Origin of the sequence: Azospirillum aestuarii, assembly GCF_016632405.1 — a bacterium.
In the GTDB taxonomy this organism is placed as follows: domain Bacteria; phylum Pseudomonadota; class Alphaproteobacteria; order Azospirillales; family Azospirillaceae; genus Azospirillum; species Azospirillum aestuarii.
The window spans coordinates 1-16,027 of record NZ_JAEPIV010000035.1; the positions used below are offsets into that span (position 1 = coordinate 1).

The 16,027-nt window shown below is 68.0% G+C and carries 16 protein-coding genes; 10 read left to right on the top strand and 6 right to left on the bottom strand.

All coding sequences use genetic code 11. The features are described from left to right. Together JJL56_RS32830 and JJL56_RS29130 are read left to right on the top strand one after the other, a co-directional pair. Nucleotides 1-202, top strand: a 202-nt coding sequence (locus JJL56_RS32830; protein WP_211112004.1) for a hypothetical protein, incomplete at its 5' end; no start/stop codon positions are given. A 313-nt stretch (nucleotides 203-515) separates the two neighbouring features. Then, on the top strand, nucleotides 516-1,865 hold the full coding sequence (locus tag JJL56_RS29130; RefSeq protein ID WP_211110931.1) for a peptidoglycan DD-metalloendopeptidase family protein: 1,350 nt from the start codon (nucleotides 516-518) through the stop codon (nucleotides 1,863-1,865). A 28-nt stretch (nucleotides 1,866-1,893) separates the two neighbouring features. Here JJL56_RS29130 and JJL56_RS29135 read toward each other — a convergent pair whose 3' ends face one another. The 5 genes from JJL56_RS29135 to JJL56_RS29155 form a co-directional block, all read right to left on the bottom strand. Then, nucleotides 1,894-2,067 carry a hypothetical protein gene (locus JJL56_RS29135; protein ID WP_200487307.1) on the bottom strand — a complete coding sequence of 58 codons (174 nt, stop codon included), beginning with the start codon at nucleotides 2,065-2,067 and terminating at the stop codon, nucleotides 1,894-1,896. Between the two features lie 79 nt (nucleotides 2,068-2,146). Further along, the gene (locus JJL56_RS29140; protein WP_200487308.1) at nucleotides 2,147-3,136 is read right to left on the bottom strand and encodes a GNAT family N-acetyltransferase; all 990 of its coding nucleotides are present in this window, start codon (nucleotides 3,134-3,136) and stop codon (nucleotides 2,147-2,149) included. A 16-nt stretch (nucleotides 3,137-3,152) separates the two neighbouring features. Then, a complete protein-coding gene (gene motA / locus JJL56_RS29145) occupies nucleotides 3,153-4,013 on the bottom strand; it encodes a flagellar motor stator protein MotA (RefSeq protein WP_035682389.1) in 861 nt (286 codons plus the stop codon). Nucleotides 4,014-4,292: 279 nt separating this feature from the next. After that, nucleotides 4,293-6,155 carry a phosphoenolpyruvate carboxykinase (GTP) gene (locus tag JJL56_RS29150; protein ID WP_145629250.1) on the bottom strand — a complete coding sequence of 621 codons (1,863 nt, stop codon included), beginning with the start codon at nucleotides 6,153-6,155 and terminating at the stop codon, nucleotides 4,293-4,295. Between the two features lie 294 nt (nucleotides 6,156-6,449). Then, entirely contained in the window at nucleotides 6,450-7,229 is a 780-nt protein-coding gene (locus JJL56_RS29155; protein WP_200487309.1) for a HugZ family pyridoxamine 5'-phosphate oxidase, read from the bottom strand. A gap of 397 nt (nucleotides 7,230-7,626) precedes the next feature. Between JJL56_RS29155 and JJL56_RS29160 the strand changes: the two genes are divergently transcribed. The 8 genes from JJL56_RS29160 (at nucleotide 7,627) to ptsP (ending at nucleotide 14,842) form a co-directional block, all read left to right on the top strand. Further along, nucleotides 7,627-8,322 carry a response regulator transcription factor gene (locus tag JJL56_RS29160; protein WP_200487311.1) on the top strand — a complete coding sequence of 232 codons (696 nt, stop codon included), beginning with the start codon at nucleotides 7,627-7,629 and terminating at the stop codon, nucleotides 8,320-8,322. Beyond that, the gene (locus JJL56_RS29165; protein WP_200487312.1) at nucleotides 8,294-10,054 is read left to right on the top strand and encodes a stimulus-sensing domain-containing protein; all 1,761 of its coding nucleotides are present in this window, start codon (nucleotides 8,294-8,296) and stop codon (nucleotides 10,052-10,054) included. The genes JJL56_RS29160 and JJL56_RS29165 overlap by 29 nt, the downstream gene beginning before the upstream one ends. A gap of 152 nt (nucleotides 10,055-10,206) precedes the next feature. Continuing rightward, a complete protein-coding gene (locus tag JJL56_RS29170) occupies nucleotides 10,207-10,638 on the top strand; it encodes a hypothetical protein (protein ID WP_145629259.1) in 432 nt (143 codons plus the stop codon). Between the two features lie 133 nt (nucleotides 10,639-10,771). After that, nucleotides 10,772-11,287 carry an HPr kinase/phosphorylase gene (locus JJL56_RS29175; RefSeq protein ID WP_145629261.1) on the top strand — a complete coding sequence of 172 codons (516 nt, stop codon included), beginning with the start codon at nucleotides 10,772-10,774 and terminating at the stop codon, nucleotides 11,285-11,287. Next, entirely contained in the window at nucleotides 11,284-12,207 is a 924-nt protein-coding gene (rapZ, locus tag JJL56_RS29180) for an RNase adapter RapZ (protein ID WP_145629262.1), read from the top strand. Before JJL56_RS29175 ends, rapZ begins: the two co-directional genes overlap by 4 nt. A 125-nt stretch (nucleotides 12,208-12,332) precedes the next feature. Next, nucleotides 12,333-12,734, top strand: coding sequence for a PTS sugar transporter subunit IIA (locus JJL56_RS29185; RefSeq protein ID WP_114860323.1), 402 nt, complete (start codon nucleotides 12,333-12,335; stop codon nucleotides 12,732-12,734). A 4-nt stretch (nucleotides 12,735-12,738) separates the two neighbouring features. Further along, on the top strand, nucleotides 12,739-13,080 hold the full coding sequence (locus JJL56_RS29190) for an HPr family phosphocarrier protein (RefSeq protein WP_145629264.1): 342 nt from the start codon (nucleotides 12,739-12,741) through the stop codon (nucleotides 13,078-13,080). Next, nucleotides 13,070-14,842: a phosphoenolpyruvate--protein phosphotransferase gene (ptsP, locus tag JJL56_RS29195; protein ID WP_145629266.1), complete on the top strand. Its 1,773-nt coding sequence runs from the start codon at nucleotides 13,070-13,072 to the stop codon at nucleotides 14,840-14,842. Before JJL56_RS29190 ends, ptsP begins: the two co-directional genes overlap by 11 nt. A 69-nt stretch (nucleotides 14,843-14,911) precedes the next feature. On the opposite strand, the gene JJL56_RS29200 is transcribed toward ptsP, so the two are convergent. Then, nucleotides 14,912-15,868, bottom strand: a complete 957-nt coding sequence (locus JJL56_RS29200) for a LysR family transcriptional regulator (protein ID WP_247889655.1) — start codon at nucleotides 15,866-15,868, stop codon at nucleotides 14,912-14,914. Nucleotides 15,869-16,027 lie beyond the last annotated feature (159 nt).

A 16,027-nucleotide genomic window follows, 5' to 3' on the forward strand; every position in this document is an offset into this window, starting at 1 on the left:
CGCGGCTCCAGGAGAACCGCAATGCCCCGAGCCCATTCCCTTTAAGGAGTGGGCCGCCAGGGCCGAAACCGATGAACCAGAAATTCGGAGACGAAACAAACAGCGCCGAGTGCTTGGCGCCGCTCAATGGATCGTCATCCGCTTTTTTGATCCGTCGCTGCCGCATTTGTTTGCGGCGCTGCGTCGGTGGAGCGGTTTATAAGGGGACCTCGCTGACCGACGCAAGCGCTTTTTTGCATTTCCATGAAAAATTCTTCACAGAGCGACTTATCACCGAAGTCCAAGCTGGAATCGGTGTATGTCCGTCCCTCCCGTGGATCGAGCGCCCCCGCCATGGAACGGCTTGCGGTCTGCGGGAACGGCTCCGGTGCGCTCAACCGATTGACGCAGCCACCCCTATCGGGTTGACAGTGACAAAATTGGTGCGCATGGTCGCTCATAGTAGGTGGTAGCTCCTTGAGCGGACGAACAGCCCCCGCCACAACGGTCCGAAACGTGTGAGGAAGCATAGGAGGATGACGGTGCGTTCGAGGCTCGGTGGCCTTCCCACGCTCGCCCTGGTTGCCGCTGGTCTGGCGGGGCTCCTCTCTTACACGGTCGCACCGCCCGCCTATGCGGCGGGCGGGCGCACGGCCCCGCCGGAGCGGGTCGCCAAGAACACTGCAAAAGAGCCAAGCGACGACGATGACGAGCGGTCGCCGTCCGCGAACCGTCACATCCTCTCCGTCGGGCGCGGCGACACGCTGATGGATATGCTGACCGGGGCCGACGTCCCGGCGGACGAGGCGACCAACGCCATCGCGGCCCTGCGCAAGGTCTATGATCCGCGCAAGCTGCAGGTCGGCCAGCAGGTTACCATCCTGTTCGAGCCACGCCGCGGCGGGACCAAGCGATTTGTCGGGCTGGAGTTCCTTCCGGACGTGCTGCGTTCGGTCTCCGTGTCCCGCAAGGGTGACACCGACTTCACGTCAAGCGAATCGGAGAAGGCGGTCACCCGCCAGCCGGTCGCCGCGCAGACGGTGATCCGGTCGAGCCTGTTCGAGGCGGGCAGCACCGCCGGCGTCCCGGTTTCGGTGATGATGGCTCTGATCCGCGACTACTCCTATGACGTGGACTTCCAGCGCGACCTCCAGCCGGGCGACCGCTTCGAGGTGCTCTATGAGCGGCTGGTCACCGCCGACGGGAAGAACGCCGGCGAAGGCGACGTGCTCTACGCCGCGCTGGTGCTGAGCGGCAAGGAGTACCCGATCTACCGGCACAAGAGCCGCGACGGGCGGATCGACTACTACAACCGCGACGGCGAGAGCATCCGCCGCGCCCTGCTGCGCACGCCGATCGACGGCGCGCGGATCACGTCGGGCTTCGGCATGCGCCATCACCCGATCCTGGGCTTCAGCAAGATGCACAAGGGCATGGATTTCGGCGCACCGACCGGCACGCCGATCTACGCCGCGGGCGGCGGTGTGGTCGAAGAGGTCGGGCCGAACGGTGCCTACGGGAATTACATCCGCATCCGCCACAACACCCAAATCGCCACGGCCTACGCCCATCTGAGCCGGATCGCCAAGAGCACGCGCCGCGGTGCCCGCGTCGACCAGGGCGATGTCATCGGTTACGTCGGCACCACCGGACGATCCACCGGTCCGCACCTGCATTACGAGGTGCTGAAGGGCGGCCAGCAGATCAACCCGAAGAGCATCGACCTTCCCACCGGCGACAAGCTGGAGGGCCGTGAGATGCAAGCCTTCGAGCAGACGGTGCGGTCGCTGGAAAAAACCTTCGAGCAGGCGCGCAGCGGCCTCCAGCTCGCCCGCACCCCGGGATCGCACGAGGACAAGGGGTGCACCAAGGCCACCACCTGCTGAGACCGTTCCAGCGCGTTCCCGACGCCTTCTATTCCTGGTGAAGAAGGCGGCGGATGGCGCTGGCGAGAATCTGGACGCCTCTCTCCTCGTCGTCCGCCATCTTGCGGAGACGATCGCGCATGGCCTGGACCTGCGGCTTCATCTGGGCCGCCTTGGCGATGGCCAATTGCGCCTCATCCGGTTTCATATCGTCTTTGGCCATGGCGTCCTCCCTCCGCTTGCAATCAGGATGAGACAGTCTGCGCCGTGTTGCAACGGCCCTCGCTAATTCGAAGCTGGCCTCAGCGAAACAGGCCGACGCTCTCCACCGCTTGGCCGCCGGTCCCCAGCTTGAATTCCGTGACGCCTGGCGCGCTGTCCGGGTTGATGCCGCCGAGGTCGAGCCAACCCACGCCGCGCCCCTTGAGCGCCAGTGCCGCCCGCCACAGGACCAGCCGCATCGCGCCGCTCTTGCGCCCCGACTCGCTGGACCAGCCGATCTGGTAGGTGGCCGAGCCGCCATGGATGTAGAAAAGCGCGCTCGCCGCCGGAGCCGTGCTGTTCGGGCGGCCTTCCAGGGCGGCGGCCATCAGCACCCCATCGCCCTTCCCCCCACCTTTCAGCAGCGCGTTGCGGATGCGCACGGCCAGGGCGCCGGTCATCGGGCGAAACTGCTTGGTCTGGGCCTGCTCATGCTCCTGCTTCATCAGCCAGGGCAGGTTCTTGGCCTCCCAGTCGAGGTCGATGACCAGACCGGCCTTCTCCGCCCCCTTCAGCCGCTGGCGCCAGTCGCGGGCCATCGCCGCGCGCAACTCCTCCTCGCCACGGGACAGATCGAGCCAGACCGTGCGGTAGCCGGGGCCGAAGCGGCGGAAACCGCAGCGGCGCAGCATCGCCTCGGCGTCCGGGCCGGCGGCGAGTTCGGGAAGCAGGCTCGCCCGGTTCAGCGGGTTGTCGGGACAGGCCCGGCGCAGCAAGCGGAAGACCGCCTCCTGGGTCGCCAGATCCGGCTCCGCCCCGTCGAGCCAGAGCGGGCCGCGGTGCATCTGGCGCTGATGGAACAAGCGGAGCGTGCGCCGCTCCAGAATCTGCACCAACCCGATCGGCGCGCCGCCCCGCCGGATCAGGCCGAGCCGCGGCACGAAGCCGTGGGTGCGCCCCATGGCGCCGGCGTAGGCGAAGCACTGCGGCAGGGTGGAGCGGGAAACGCGGGCGAAGAGCGACGCCCACTCCCCCACCGTCCCCTCGTTCCACAGGATGGTGACGGCGCCTTCGGAGGAGGTTGAAGACATGGGGGCAGATCCGGCGTCAGGCGGGCGGCAGGGCGGAGGTCGCCTCTTCCAACTGGGCGAAGCTCGGCCGGTATTCGGGTTCCAGTACGTTTCGCGAGTATTCGACGGAGATGGCCGGCGCATAGCCGGACAAATGGGCGATCAGGCCGATCTTCATCGCCTGATAGTATTTCCCTTCGGCGTGATAGATGTTCTTCAGGCCGCTGGCGATCGGCGCCAGGAAGCCGTAGGCGACGAGAATGCCGGTGAAGGTGCCGACCAGCGCGCCGCCGATCAGCTTGCCCAGAACCTCCGGCGGCTCGGTGATCGATCCCATGGTGTGAATCACGCCCAGCACCGCCGCGACGATGCCCAGCGCCGGAACGGCGTCGGCGACCGCCTGGATGGCGTCGGCGATCCGCTGGTGCTCGTGGTGCATGGTCTCGATGTCCTCGTCCATCAGGTCGACCAGCTCGTGCGGGTTGTCGGCCCCGAGCGACATCAGGCGAAGATAGGTGCAGAGGAAGGATATGGCGTGGTGATCACCGTAGAATTTTGGAAACTGCTGGAAGAGTGGTGAATCCTCCGGTTTCTCGATGTGCTGTTCAAGGGCGAGAAGCCCCTTGGTTTTCGCGATCTTGAAGACCTGATACATCATGGTGAGAAGTTCGAGGAAATCGTCCTTCTTGTATTTTGGCCCTTTGAAGAGGTGCCCGAGTTCCTTGCCAGTGTGTGTGACCACCGCTTTTGGATTGCCGATCAAAAACGCGCCGGCGGCGGAGCCCAGGATGATCATGAACTCGAAGGGCATCCACAGCACGCCCAGATGGCCACCACCCAGAACGTAGCCCCCGAAGACGCTGAACACCACGACGCCGAAGCCGATCATCACGAACATGTCTTCCGTCCTCCAGCGTCATTTTCCGTGTCTTGACCGGTCCACTCCGCGGAAGGCCGGTCAGGCGGGCGTGCTTGCGTTCAGCCGGCCCAGTGACGCAGCAATCCCTTGAGTTTTTGTAAATCTCCCGGCGTCGGACGCGATCCTAGCCGTGACAAAGGATCGTGTCACGAAAGGAGTACCCGAAAAGCACCCCGCCATGGCGGCCCGCGCAAAAGAAAAGGGACCGCCCGCAGGCGGCCCCTCTCCACGCGCTCACATGACTCGGCGACGGGGCGGTCAGCCGATCCGCCAAGTGTCCGGAGCCTCCTCCAGACGCTTGAGAAGCGCCACACGCTGCTGCTCGATCTCGTCCGGCAGATGGCTGCCGAAGCGGTTGAACAGTTCCTCCTGGTCCTTGGCCTCGGCCTCGGCTTCCTTCCGGTCGATGTCCATGATCTTCCGGAACTTGTCCTCGGCGAAGTCCAGACCGGCCCAGTTCAGGTCCTGGTAGCGCGGCATGTAGCCGAACGGGCTCTCCGCCGCCTCCACCGCACGGCCGCGGACGCGGTCGACGATCCAGCGCAGGACGCGCATGTTGTCGCCGAAGCCCGGCCAGACGAACTTGCCGTTCTCGTCCTTGCGGAACCAGTTGACGCGGTAGATGCGCGGCAGGTTCTCCACCTTGCCTTCCATCGCCAGCCAATGGTTCCAGTAGTCGGCCATGTTGTAGCCGCAGAAGGGCAGCATGGCGAAGGGGTCGCGGCGGATGGCGGCCTGGCCCACAGCGGCGGCGGTCGCCTCCGAGCCCATGGTCGCCGCCCAATACACACCCTCGCGCCAGTTGTAGGCCTCAAACACCAGAGGGAAGGTCTTGGACAGGCGGCCGCCGAAGATGAAGGCGGAGATCGGAACGCCGGCCGGGTCCTCCCAGGCCGGATCGATCGACGGGCACTGCGCCGCCGGGGCGGTGAAGCGCGAGTTCGGGTGAGCGGCGGGACGGCCCGAAGCCGGGGTCCAGTCGTTGCCCTGCCAGTCGATCAGGTGCGCCGGCGCCGCGTCGGTCAGGCCCTCCCACCACACGTCGCCGTCGTCGGTCAGCGCGACGTTGGTGAAGATGACGTTGGCGTTCAGCGTCTTCAGCGCGTTCGGGTTCGACTTGATGCTGGTGCCCGGCGCCACGCCGAAGAAGCCAGCCTCCGGGTTGATGGCGCGCAGCGTGCCGTCCGGCTGCGGCTTCACCCAGGCGATGTCGTCACCGATGGTGCGGACCTTCCAGCCCTCGAACTCGGCCGGGGGAACCAGCATGGCGAAGTTGGTCTTGCCGCAGGCCGACGGGAAGGCGGCGGCGACGTAAGTCTTTTCGCCCTCCGGGCTTTCCACGCCGAGGATCAGCATGTGCTCGGCCAGCCAGCCCTGCTCGCGGCCCATCGAGGAGGCGATGCGCAGCGCGAAGCACTTCTTGCCGAGCAGGGCGTTGCCGCCGTAGCCCGAGCCGAAGGAGACGATCGAGTGATCGGCCGGGAAATGGACGATGTACTTGTGATCGGCGTTGCACGGCCACGCCACATCCGGCTGGCCGGGCTCCAGCGGCGCGCCGATGGAATGCAGGCAGGGCACGAAGTCGCCGTCGCCCAGGATGTCCAGCACCTTCTGACCCATGCGGGTCATCATGCGCATGTTCACCGCGACATAGGGGCTGTCGGAGATCTGAACGCCGATGTGCGCGATGTCCGAGCCCAGCGGCCCCATGCTGAAGGGCACCACATACATGGTGCGGCCCCGCATGCAGCCCTCGAACAGGCCGTCCAGCTTCGCCTTCATCTCCGCCGGGGCGACCCAGTTGTTGGTCGGGCCGGCATCCTCCTTGCGCTCGGAGCAGATGAAGGTCCGGTCCTCGACGCGGGCTACGTCGCCCGGATCGGAGCGGCAGAGGTAGGAGTTCGGGCGCTTGGCCTCGTTCAGCTTGATGAAGGTGCCCGACTCCACCATCTCGGCGCACAGGCGGTCGTATTCCTCCTGCGATCCGTCACACCAGTGCACCCGCTCGGGCTTGCATTTGTTCGCGATCTCCTCGACCCAAGCCAGGAGCTTCTTGTTCCGCGTGCGCGTCGTTCCGGTCATCCTTTGCCTCTCAACTCGTCTCCGGTTTCGCCGCCCCATGGGATCTGGGGCCGGCGTCCGGAGGTCCGGACGGCTGGCCTTTTCGGCCCTTATCGAAGCCGTCCTCGTTCGGTGGCGGTGTCTTCCCGCCGGCTCAAACCACCGCAGCCCGGCCCGCGGGCCGGACGGCGGTCATCCCGACGCGCCCCCCGGGCGCGTGCGATGTCCTGATTGGCAAGAGAGGGGTGGCCCCAGGGCCACAAACCCAAAACGGCAACGGGTTGGTCCGTTATGGTCCACTGACGTTTTCTCCTGGTTGCGCTTTCTTGCGCGCCGCTTGCCGCGGCGTCGTGCTTAGCCGTCACGATCGTCCGAATCCACCGGGTCATCGGCCGCGCCGGGTGCGCTGCCGGGCGCACTCTGGCGGGCCTCCCGGGCGAGCCCGGCGAGAGTGACCCTAGCGTCTTCGGGGTTTTCCACGCTGTGATCGAAATCAACCCGCGCCATTTCGCCGCTGCGGCGCAGGTCGCAGCCGTCGGGGTCGATCCCGGTCATCGTCCAGGACCCGGCGCCTTGGGCGGACCGTCCGGCCAGAACCGTGGCGTACAGCCGCAAGGCGTCGGCATGATCGGCGTTCATATGGCTCAGGATGGCCTTCTCGGCCTCGGCCAGCGCCATGGGAACGGCGGGCAACATCAGCTCGGCCCGGTCGAGCCAGCGCACCCGGCCGAATCCGGCCACCAGATGGGCGCGCTCCACCGACACGGCGTAGACGCTGAAGTCGGCGAACCCGGCATAGAGAGCGGCACCGGGATGGCGCGCCAGGAAGCGGGCGCGGTGGCGCGGCGCCTCCGAGCGTTCGGCCCGCCCGAGAACCGAAAGCCTCGGCCCGGACAGCGGCTCCGCCAGCCCGGCCGTTCCGTCGAACAGCAGGCCGACGCGCGGGTCCCGCGCGATGTTCTTCGTGTGGTCGGCAAGGGTGGAGAGCAGGAGAAGGGGCGTGCCGTCGAGGTCGAAGGCCACCTGGACCAGCGAGGGATAGGGCCAGCCGCCCCGGTCGTCCTGTTGGCCATCCTGCTGGTCGCCATCCCCGCGCAGGGCGGTGGACAGCGCCGCCAGGCCGGCACCACGCATCAGGCGCCTTGCGGCGCCTCCCGTTTGGCCGCCGACGTCCGATGACGCCGCGGCGCCCGGCCCCGTTGGGGTCGGACGGATGGGGGACTCGTCGGAACTCATGCCCTGAAACGAATGCGTTCTCCCGCGCAGCACCGTTTCCCCGGCGCCGCATTGGTGCCATATTGGCCCAGACAAATAGGTTGGGAAAAGCGAAAAGTTGGCTTTTCATGCCTTTGCGCCGCCTCTTGGGCATCGTGGAGCATAAGAAAAGCCCGCTTTTCGAAATAGGACGAAACCATTCTTCCGCAGTAAGCGACCGTGACGGGCCGGTCATCCGCCGGAATTGGCCGCGGACGCCGGCCGCCGACACCGGCGGTTGCCGAAACCGGGGTGTGCGATTGGGAACACGAACGACATGTCTCACACCGTAGCGTTGGTGGATGACGACCGGAACATCCTGACCTCCGTTGCCATGGCGCTGGAAGCGGAGGGGTTCGAGGTGCGCACCTACACCGACGGCGCCGAGGCGCTGCGCGGCCTGACCCAGCGCCCGCCGGACCTCGCCGTGCTGGACATCAAGATGCCGCGCATGGACGGGATGGAGCTGCTGCAGCGGCTGCGCCAGACCAGCCATCTGCCGGTGATCTTCCTGACCAGCAAGGACGACGAGGTCGACGAGCTGATGGGTCTGCGCATGGGCGCGGACGACTACATCAAGAAGCCCTTCTCGCAGCGCCTGCTGGTCGAGCGCATCCGCACCCTGCTGCGGCGGGAGGCGGCGACCCGCGACAAGACCGCGCCGGAACCCGGCGCGCTGCTGGCCCGTGGCCCGCTGGTCATGGACGGCGCCCGCCATTCCTGCACCTGGAAGGGCCAGCCCATCGACCTGACGGTGACGGAGTTCCTGCTGGTGAAGGCTCTGGCCCAGCGCCCCGGCCATGTGAAGAGCCGCGACCAGCTCATGGACGCCGCCTATGGCGAGAACGTCTACGTCGACGACCGCACCATCGACAGCCACGTCAAGCGGCTCCGCAAGAAGTTCAAGGCCATTGATTCAGACTTTGCGCAGATCGAAACGCTCTATGGCGTCGGTTACCGATACAGGGAGTGAGGTCCGCGCGCCGGACCACAACGCCCCCTCCCCGCCCGTCAAGCCCGGCGCCGCACCGCGCGCCGCGTCCAGGCGCCGAGTGCGTGGCGTGCCGTCGCCGCTGACCCTGCGCATTCTGGCCGTCAACGTGCTGGCGCTGCTGCTTCTGGTCGGCGCCCTGCTCTATCTCGGCCGCTACCAGGACCGGCTGGTCCAGGCGGAGCTGGACGCTCTGGAGACGGAGGCGCGCATCTTCGCCTCCGCGCTCGGCGAGGGCGCCGTGCAGCGGGCTGCCGACGAGCCGGAACTGGGCCAGGAAAGCTACGAGCTGTCGCCGGAACTGGGGCGGCAGATGATCCGCCGGCTGGCGCTGGCGACGGAAACGCACACCCGGCTCTATGGCCCGGACGGGCGGATGCTGTCGGACAGCCGTGTGCTGACCGGCTCGCCGGGCAAGATCGAAATCCAGGAACTGCCGCTGCCGCCCTCCGGCGACCCGGCGTCCCGTGCGGTCAACGAGTTCTATGCCCGCTTCATCGACGTGGTGCCGAGCCGGGAGAACCTGCCGCTCTACCGCGAACCGCCGGGCCGGGCCGCCGAATCGGCCGCCCCGCCGCCCAACGTGGAGCGCGCGCTGGCCGGCGAGAACAGCGCAACGGTGTGGCGGCTGGCCTCCCCCGTCGCCCGCTCCAACCTGCTGCTGACGGTCGCCGTCCCGGTCCAGCGCTACAAAGAGGTGCTGGGGGCGGTGCTGCTGTCGCGCAGCGGCGCGGTGATCGACGAGGCCATCCGGTCGGTCCGCACCGACATCCTGCGCGTCTTCGCGGTGGCGCTTCTGGTCACGGTCCTGATGTCGCTCTATCTGGCCGGCACCATCGCCCGCCCCATCCGCAAGCTGGCCCAGGCCGCCGACCGGCTGCGCACCGGCCATGGACGCCACACGGAGATCCCGGACTTCACCCGCCGCGGCGACGAGATCGGGGAACTGTCCGGCGTGCTGCGCGACATGACGGCGGCGCTGTGGGCGCGCATGGACGCCATCGAACGCTTCGCCGCCGACGTCGCCCACGAGATCAAGAATCCTCTGACCTCGCTGCGCAGCGCGGTGGAGACGGTCAGCCGCATCCAGGACCCGGCCCGCCGCGACAAGCTGATGGCGATCATCGCCGACGACGTGCAGCGGCTGGACCGGCTGATCAGCGACATCTCCAACGCCTCGCGCCTGGACGCCGAGCTGTCCCGCGCCGCGCTGGAACCGGTGGACATCGGCGCGATGCTCCGCACGCTCGCCGACATCCACCGCGCCACCGCGGAGGACGAAGAGGACGAGGACGGAACGGAGGCCGCGCCGGGCGTCGTCATCGAGCCGCCGCGGGGCGGGTCGCTGACCGTGAAGGGGCTGGAGGGCAGGCTGACCCAGGTGTTCCAGAATCTGATCGCCAACGCCCTGTCCTTCTCGCCGCCCGGCGGGCAGGTCCGGCTGGCGTCGCGGCGCACCCCGGACGGCGCGGTCGAGGTGACGGTCAGCGATGACGGCCCCGGCATCCCGGAGGGCAAGGAGGAGGCGATCTTCGAACGCTTCTACACCGAGCGGCCGGCCGGCGAGAAGTTCGGCACCCATTCGGGGCTCGGCCTGTCGATCTCCAAACAGATCGTGGAGGCCCATGGCGGCACCATCCGGGCCGCGAACCGCCTCGGCCGCGATGGGGATACGATCGGCGCCGTCTTCATCGTGCGCCTGCCCCGCCCCTGAGGGATTTCCACATGGTGGATGCGGCATAGTTGCAATTTGAGAAAAGACGTATGGACAAAGTCGTGGGTGCGGCGGATGCTCAACCTCGGTCACTCCCGCGCCTGCGACGGCTGGCCTTTCGACAACCGGACGTCACCAACCGGAAGAGGGCCATGTCCGACATCAAGCCCGACCTCAAGCCGATCGCGCCTCGCCAGATCGAGGCGGTCGCCGCGGCTTCGGCCAAGGTGATCGACTTCCGCCGCTATCGGCTGGCCCGCCTCATCAACGACGCCAGCGTCCAGCAGGGCGAGTTGGCCCGGATGATGCGGGCGTCGGCCAACGAACGGACACAGCTGGCGCAGGCGCTCCAGGGCGCCCAGCGCCATCTGGCGACCATCGCCGACAGCTACACCCATCTGCTGACCCGGCTGGCCCGCGAGAAGGATTTCCGCACGGCCTGCCAGGAGGCTGCGGAACTGGACGATCTGGACGAGATGATCCGGCGGCGCGACGCGCTGGCCAGCGAGTTGGCGGACATCCGCCGCACCGTCCGGCCCGGCCTGCGCATCGGCCTGACCGCGGGCTGCGACCGGCCGGGCTGAGGCCGGGAATCGCCCGGCGGGCGCCAGGCCATGGCGGTCGCACCGGCGCATTCGAGGCGTATCGGGCGGGAAAAGGATGCATTTTCGGCATCCCATTGACAGAACCGGCGGCACGCCTCACCTTCGCGGGATCATGGTAACGATTCACGGCACCTGCGTCCTGGTCGGCACATGGAATGACGGCCATGGATACGGCGGCAGCGGCGGCATACCGGGCGGCGGCGACCGTGGCGAAACGCCCGTCGGCGTGCTGCTGCGGGGGCCGTCGGGCAGCGGCAAGTCCGATCTGGCCTTGCGGATGATCGATGCTGGTGCGCTGTTGGTTGCCGACGACCGGGTGGAGCTGCGCGTGGACCAGGACAGGCTGATGGCGACGGCGCCGGCGGCGCTGGCCGGCCTGCTGGAGGTGCGGGGCGTCGGGATCATGCCGATGCCCGCCGCCGCGGAGGCGGAGGTCGGGCTGATCGTCGATCTGGTGCCGCGCGACGCCGTGGAGCGCCTGCCTGGGGAGGAGGCCGCGGATCTTCTCGACCGCGCCGTCCCGCGCCTCGCCCTCTGCCCCTTCGACGCCTCGACTCCGGCCAAGCTCAAGCTGGCCGCCGCCGCCGCGCGGGCCGGCTCGTTGGGAAAGGTTCCGAACCTGCCATGACCGACCGCCATTCCACGGAAAACCTGCTGACAGAGCGGCCGACGGGCCCGGACGGTCAACTTGTGCTGGTCACCGGCATGTCGGGAGCCGGCATGTCCGTCGCCTTGAAGGCGCTGGAGGATCTGGGCTACGAGGCGGTGGACAATCTGCGCCTTTCGCTGGTCCCGGCGCTGCTGGAGCAGGCGGACCCGCGCAAGCGCCCGCTGGCCCTGGTCATCGACAGCCGCACCCGCGACTTCTCCGCCCACGCCATGCTGGAGGAGGTGGAGGCGCTGAAGGCCCACGCCGGGTTGGACGTGCGGCTGGTCTTCCTCGACTGCGGGGACGAGACGCTGCAGCGCCGCTTCACCGAGACGCGCCGCCGCCACCCGCTGGCCATCGACCGCCCGGTGCCCGACGGCATCCAGTTGGAACGCGCCATGCTGTTGCCGCTGAAGCAGCGGGCCGACGTGACCATCGACACCACGCAGTTGTCCATCCACGACCTGCGCCGCATCCTGGCCGGCAATTTCCAGATCGGGGCCCAGGCGGCGCTCCAGGTCTTCGTCACCTCCTTCTCGTTCCGAATGGGGTTGCCTCGCGAGGCGGACCTCGTGTTCGACGTACGCTTCCTGACGAATCCCCATTATGATCCGGATCTGCGACCGCTGACCGGCCTGGACCCCCGCGTGGCGGCGCGGGTTGAGGGCGACCCGGATTTCGCCGACTTCTTCCGTCATCTGACGGACCTGTTGCAGCCGCTTTTGCCGCGCTACAACCAGGAGGGCAAGAGCTATCTGACCATTGCAATCGGCTGCACCGGCGGCAAGCACCGGTCCGTGTTCGTCGCCGAACGGCTGGCCGCGTGGCTGGACGGGCTGGGTCTGAAGGTCGGGATCAGCCACCGGGAGCTGGATCGGCAGGCCCCGCGGGCCGGCTGACAGCCCAAGGGTGGCCAGGGGGTTGACCCAAGGAGCGGATCGGATCGATCCGGATAAGGGATCGTTCATAAGTGCCGCAATAAGAATGTGGCTTCGGGGGAGGCTCCAGAATTGAAGGATGTCCCATGATCGGTATGGTTCTGGTAACCCACGGGCGCCTCGCGGCAGAGTTCATCGCCGCGCTGGAGCATGTGGTGGGTGAGCAGCAGCAGGTGCGGGCCGTGTGCATCGGCCCAGACGACGACATGGAGCAGCGCCGTCAGGACATTCTGAACTCCGTTGCCGACGTGGACGACGGGTCCGGCGTCGTCGTGCTGACCGACATGTTCGGCGGAACCCCGTCCAATCTCGCCATCTCCATCATGGACAAGGCGAAGGTCGAGGTGATCGCCGGCGTGAACCTGCCGATGCTGATCAAGCTGGCCAGCGTGCGCCGCCAGGAAACGCTGACCCATGCCGTGACCGCCGCGCGGGAGGCCGGACAGAAATACATCAACGTCGCTTCCTCGCTGCTGTCGGACGGGTGACTCGATGAGCGTTCCAGACGACAAGACGCCCGCCCAGGGCGCTTCCGGCGTTGACGGGCGGACTCCGGAGAGAAACCCCGAAATCTGCCAGACCGTCACCATCTGCAACCAGCGCGGCCTGCACGCCCGCGCGGCTGCGAAGTTCGTGAAGCTGGTCGCCACCTTCGATTGCGAAATCGAGGTGCGGCGCGGCGAGACGCAGGTTTCGGGCGAATCCATCATGGGCCTGATGATGCTGGCCGCCGGCCCCGGCACCTCGGTGGAGCTGTACGCCTACGGCCGCGAGGCGGAGGACGCCATGGCCGCTCTCGTGGATCTGATCACCCGCAAGTTCGATGAAGACTGACGTTCCGGCCGCCGGCCAGGGGCGGTCGTTGCGCGGGCTGGGCGTTTCGCCCGGCATTGCCATCGGCCCGGCCCACGTGGTGGAGAGCGGCGCCGTCCGCGTTCCCGAATACACGCTCGCCGCCGAGCAGGTGGAGGCCGAGGCCGCGCGCTTCGCCGATGCCTGCGGCAAGGCGCGTCGCCAGATCCGCAAGCTGAAGGCCAAGGCGCTGACGCTGCCCGGCTCCGCGTCGGAGGAGATCGGCTTCCTTCTCGACGCCCATCTGGCGATGGTCACCAACTCGCGCCTGACGCGCGGCGTCGAGCGTCGCATCCAGCAGGAGCTGGTCAACGCCGAGGCCGCGGTCCAGGCGGAGATCGCCACCATCGCCCAGACCTTCGCGAGCATGGAGGACAGCTACCTCGCCGGGCGAATCGCCGACGTGCGCGAGGTGGGTCGGCGGCTGATCCGCAACCTGATGCGGCACGAGTATCAGGCCTTCTCCATGCTGAACCCCGGCGCGGTGATCCTGGCCGAGGAGCTGACCCCGGCGGACACCGCCCTGCTCGACCCGCGCCGCGTCGCCGGCTTCGCCACCGTGCTCGGCGGCGCCGAGGGACACACGGCGATCATGGCGCGTTCGCTGGGCATTCCGGCGGTGCTGGGCGTCGGCGGACTGCTGTCCGGGCTGAAGAACGGGATCACGGTCATCATCGACGGGGTCCAGGGCCGCGTCATCATCGACCCCACCCCCGAGGTGCTGGAGGACTACCGGCAGCGCCGCGCCGAGCGCGAGCGCGAGCGCGAGCAGCTGAAGGGGCTGCGCAAGCTGCCGGCGGTCACGCGCGACAACACCGCGGTGACGCTCCAGGCCAATCTGGAGCTGCCGCGCGACCTCGAGCACGCGCTGGAGAACGGGGCGCAGGGGATCGGGCTGCTGCGCACCGAGTTCCTGTTCATGAACCGCGACCAGCTGCCGGACGAGGACGAGCAGTACACCGTCCTGCGCTCCATCGTGGAGGGCATGGGCGGGCGCACCGTCACCGCCCGCACCATGGACGTCGGCGGTGAGAAGCTGGCCGGCTGGATGGCGGGCCGCTACGGCGAGCCGGCGAATCCGGCGCTCGGCCTGCGCGCGGTCCGGCTGGGCCTGCGCGAGCCGAAGCTGCTGGAGACGCAGCTCGCCGCCATGCTGCGGGCCGGCGTCCACGGGCCGCTGCGCATCCTGCTGCCGATGATCTGCTCGGTCGCCGAGGTGCAGCGCGTGCGCGAGATGATGGGCCAGGTGGCCCGCCGCCTGCGCCGTCGCGGCGTGCCCATCGCCGACCCGCTGCCGCCGGTGGGCGTGATGGTGGAGGTTCCGGGCGCGGCCCTGTCCGCCGACGCGCTGGCCTACGCCGCCGACTTCTTCTCCATCGGCACCAATGACCTGACGCAATACACGCTGGCCATCGACCGCGGCGACGAGCAGGTCGCCTCGCTCTACGACCCGTTGCACCCGGCGGTTCTTCGCCTGATCCAATTCACCATCGAGGCGGCGTTGCGCGCCCGCATCCCGGTGTCGGTCTGCGGTGAGATCGCCGGCGACGCGCGCTACACGGCCTTGTTGCTGGGGCTTGGCGTGCGCGACCTGTCGATGGTGCCGCCGGCCATCCCCCTGGTGAAGCGGCGCATCCGCAAGCTGGATCTTCAGGAAGCCACCCGCCGCGCCCGCGTCATTATGGACCAGAGCGACAGCGGACGCATCGCCACCCTGCTCGACGACTTCAACGCCGTCGGCTGACGATCCGGTTGCGCGGGGAGCGCAGGGACGGGCCTCCGCGCAACACCGCCGGTGCTGCGGAGGTCGTTCTCACCGTCCGATCATCGGCTTCAGCCAGGGCCACGAGACGAACAGTTCGGTGAAGTAGCCCTGGGTGAGGATGTTGCGGCCGACCTTGTGGATGCGGGCCGGAAGGGACCCGAGTTCCCCCTTGCGGGCGATCACGAAGATCGACCGGCGGAAGCTCGCGGCGGGAAAGGGCAGAACCCGCAGGCGTCCCAGATGCTGGCGGCTTTTCACCAGCGCGGTCGGCGGAAGCAGGCTCCACCCCATCTCTTCCGCCACCATGGCCATCATCGTGTCGACGGCGTCGAAGGCGAAGCTGCGCGGAATCTCCATGCCCAGGCGGCGCAGGTGCTGGTCCACCATCCGGCCGAGGCTGCTGTCCGCCGTGTTGCGGATCAGCGGCAACGCCTGCGAAAGCGCGCGAAGCCCGGCCTCGTCGGCGACCTCTGGCGCGTTGCGCGGCACCAGCAGAACGAAGGGCTCGGTGACCAGCCGGGCGCTGTCCACCTGATCCAGGTCGTCGAAGGACTCGTTGGTGAAGATGACGTCCAGGCGCCGGGCCATGAACTGCTCCCGCAACTGCCGGCTGAGCCCGGCCGCGATGCTGAAGGAGGGCACACCGTCGCGCAATTGCTGAAGCAGCCGCGGCATGAACGGGGCGGCCAGAGTGTCGATGCAACCGAGCCGCAGCTCCGGCACGAAGGGCGCGTCCTTGCCGCCGATCACCGCCGGCAATTGGCGGGCGTCGTTCAGGATGCGCTTGCTCCAGTGCCAGAGCCGATGACCGGCGGCGGTCAGCGCCATCGGGCGGATGCTCCGGTCGAACAGCTGGGTGGCGAAGGCGGTTTCCAGTTGACGCACCACGTGCGACACGGCCGACTGGGTCAGTCCCAGCTGGCCGGCGGCGCGGGTCATGTTGCCCAGCTCCGCCACGGTCACGAACACTTCGAGGGCGTCCAGGTCAAAGTCGCGATGGCGCATGGGGCGAGCGGAATTCGTCTCTTGGCGGTGGTGGGACAGGTCCCGATGGGAATCCTGGCGGATGCGCATTATGAGCGCGGTTCATCCCCACCATGAAAGTCATTTCTTGACGTGACGGGGTGGAACGGTCGTTGGCAGCCTTGCGGGGTCATCACCCCT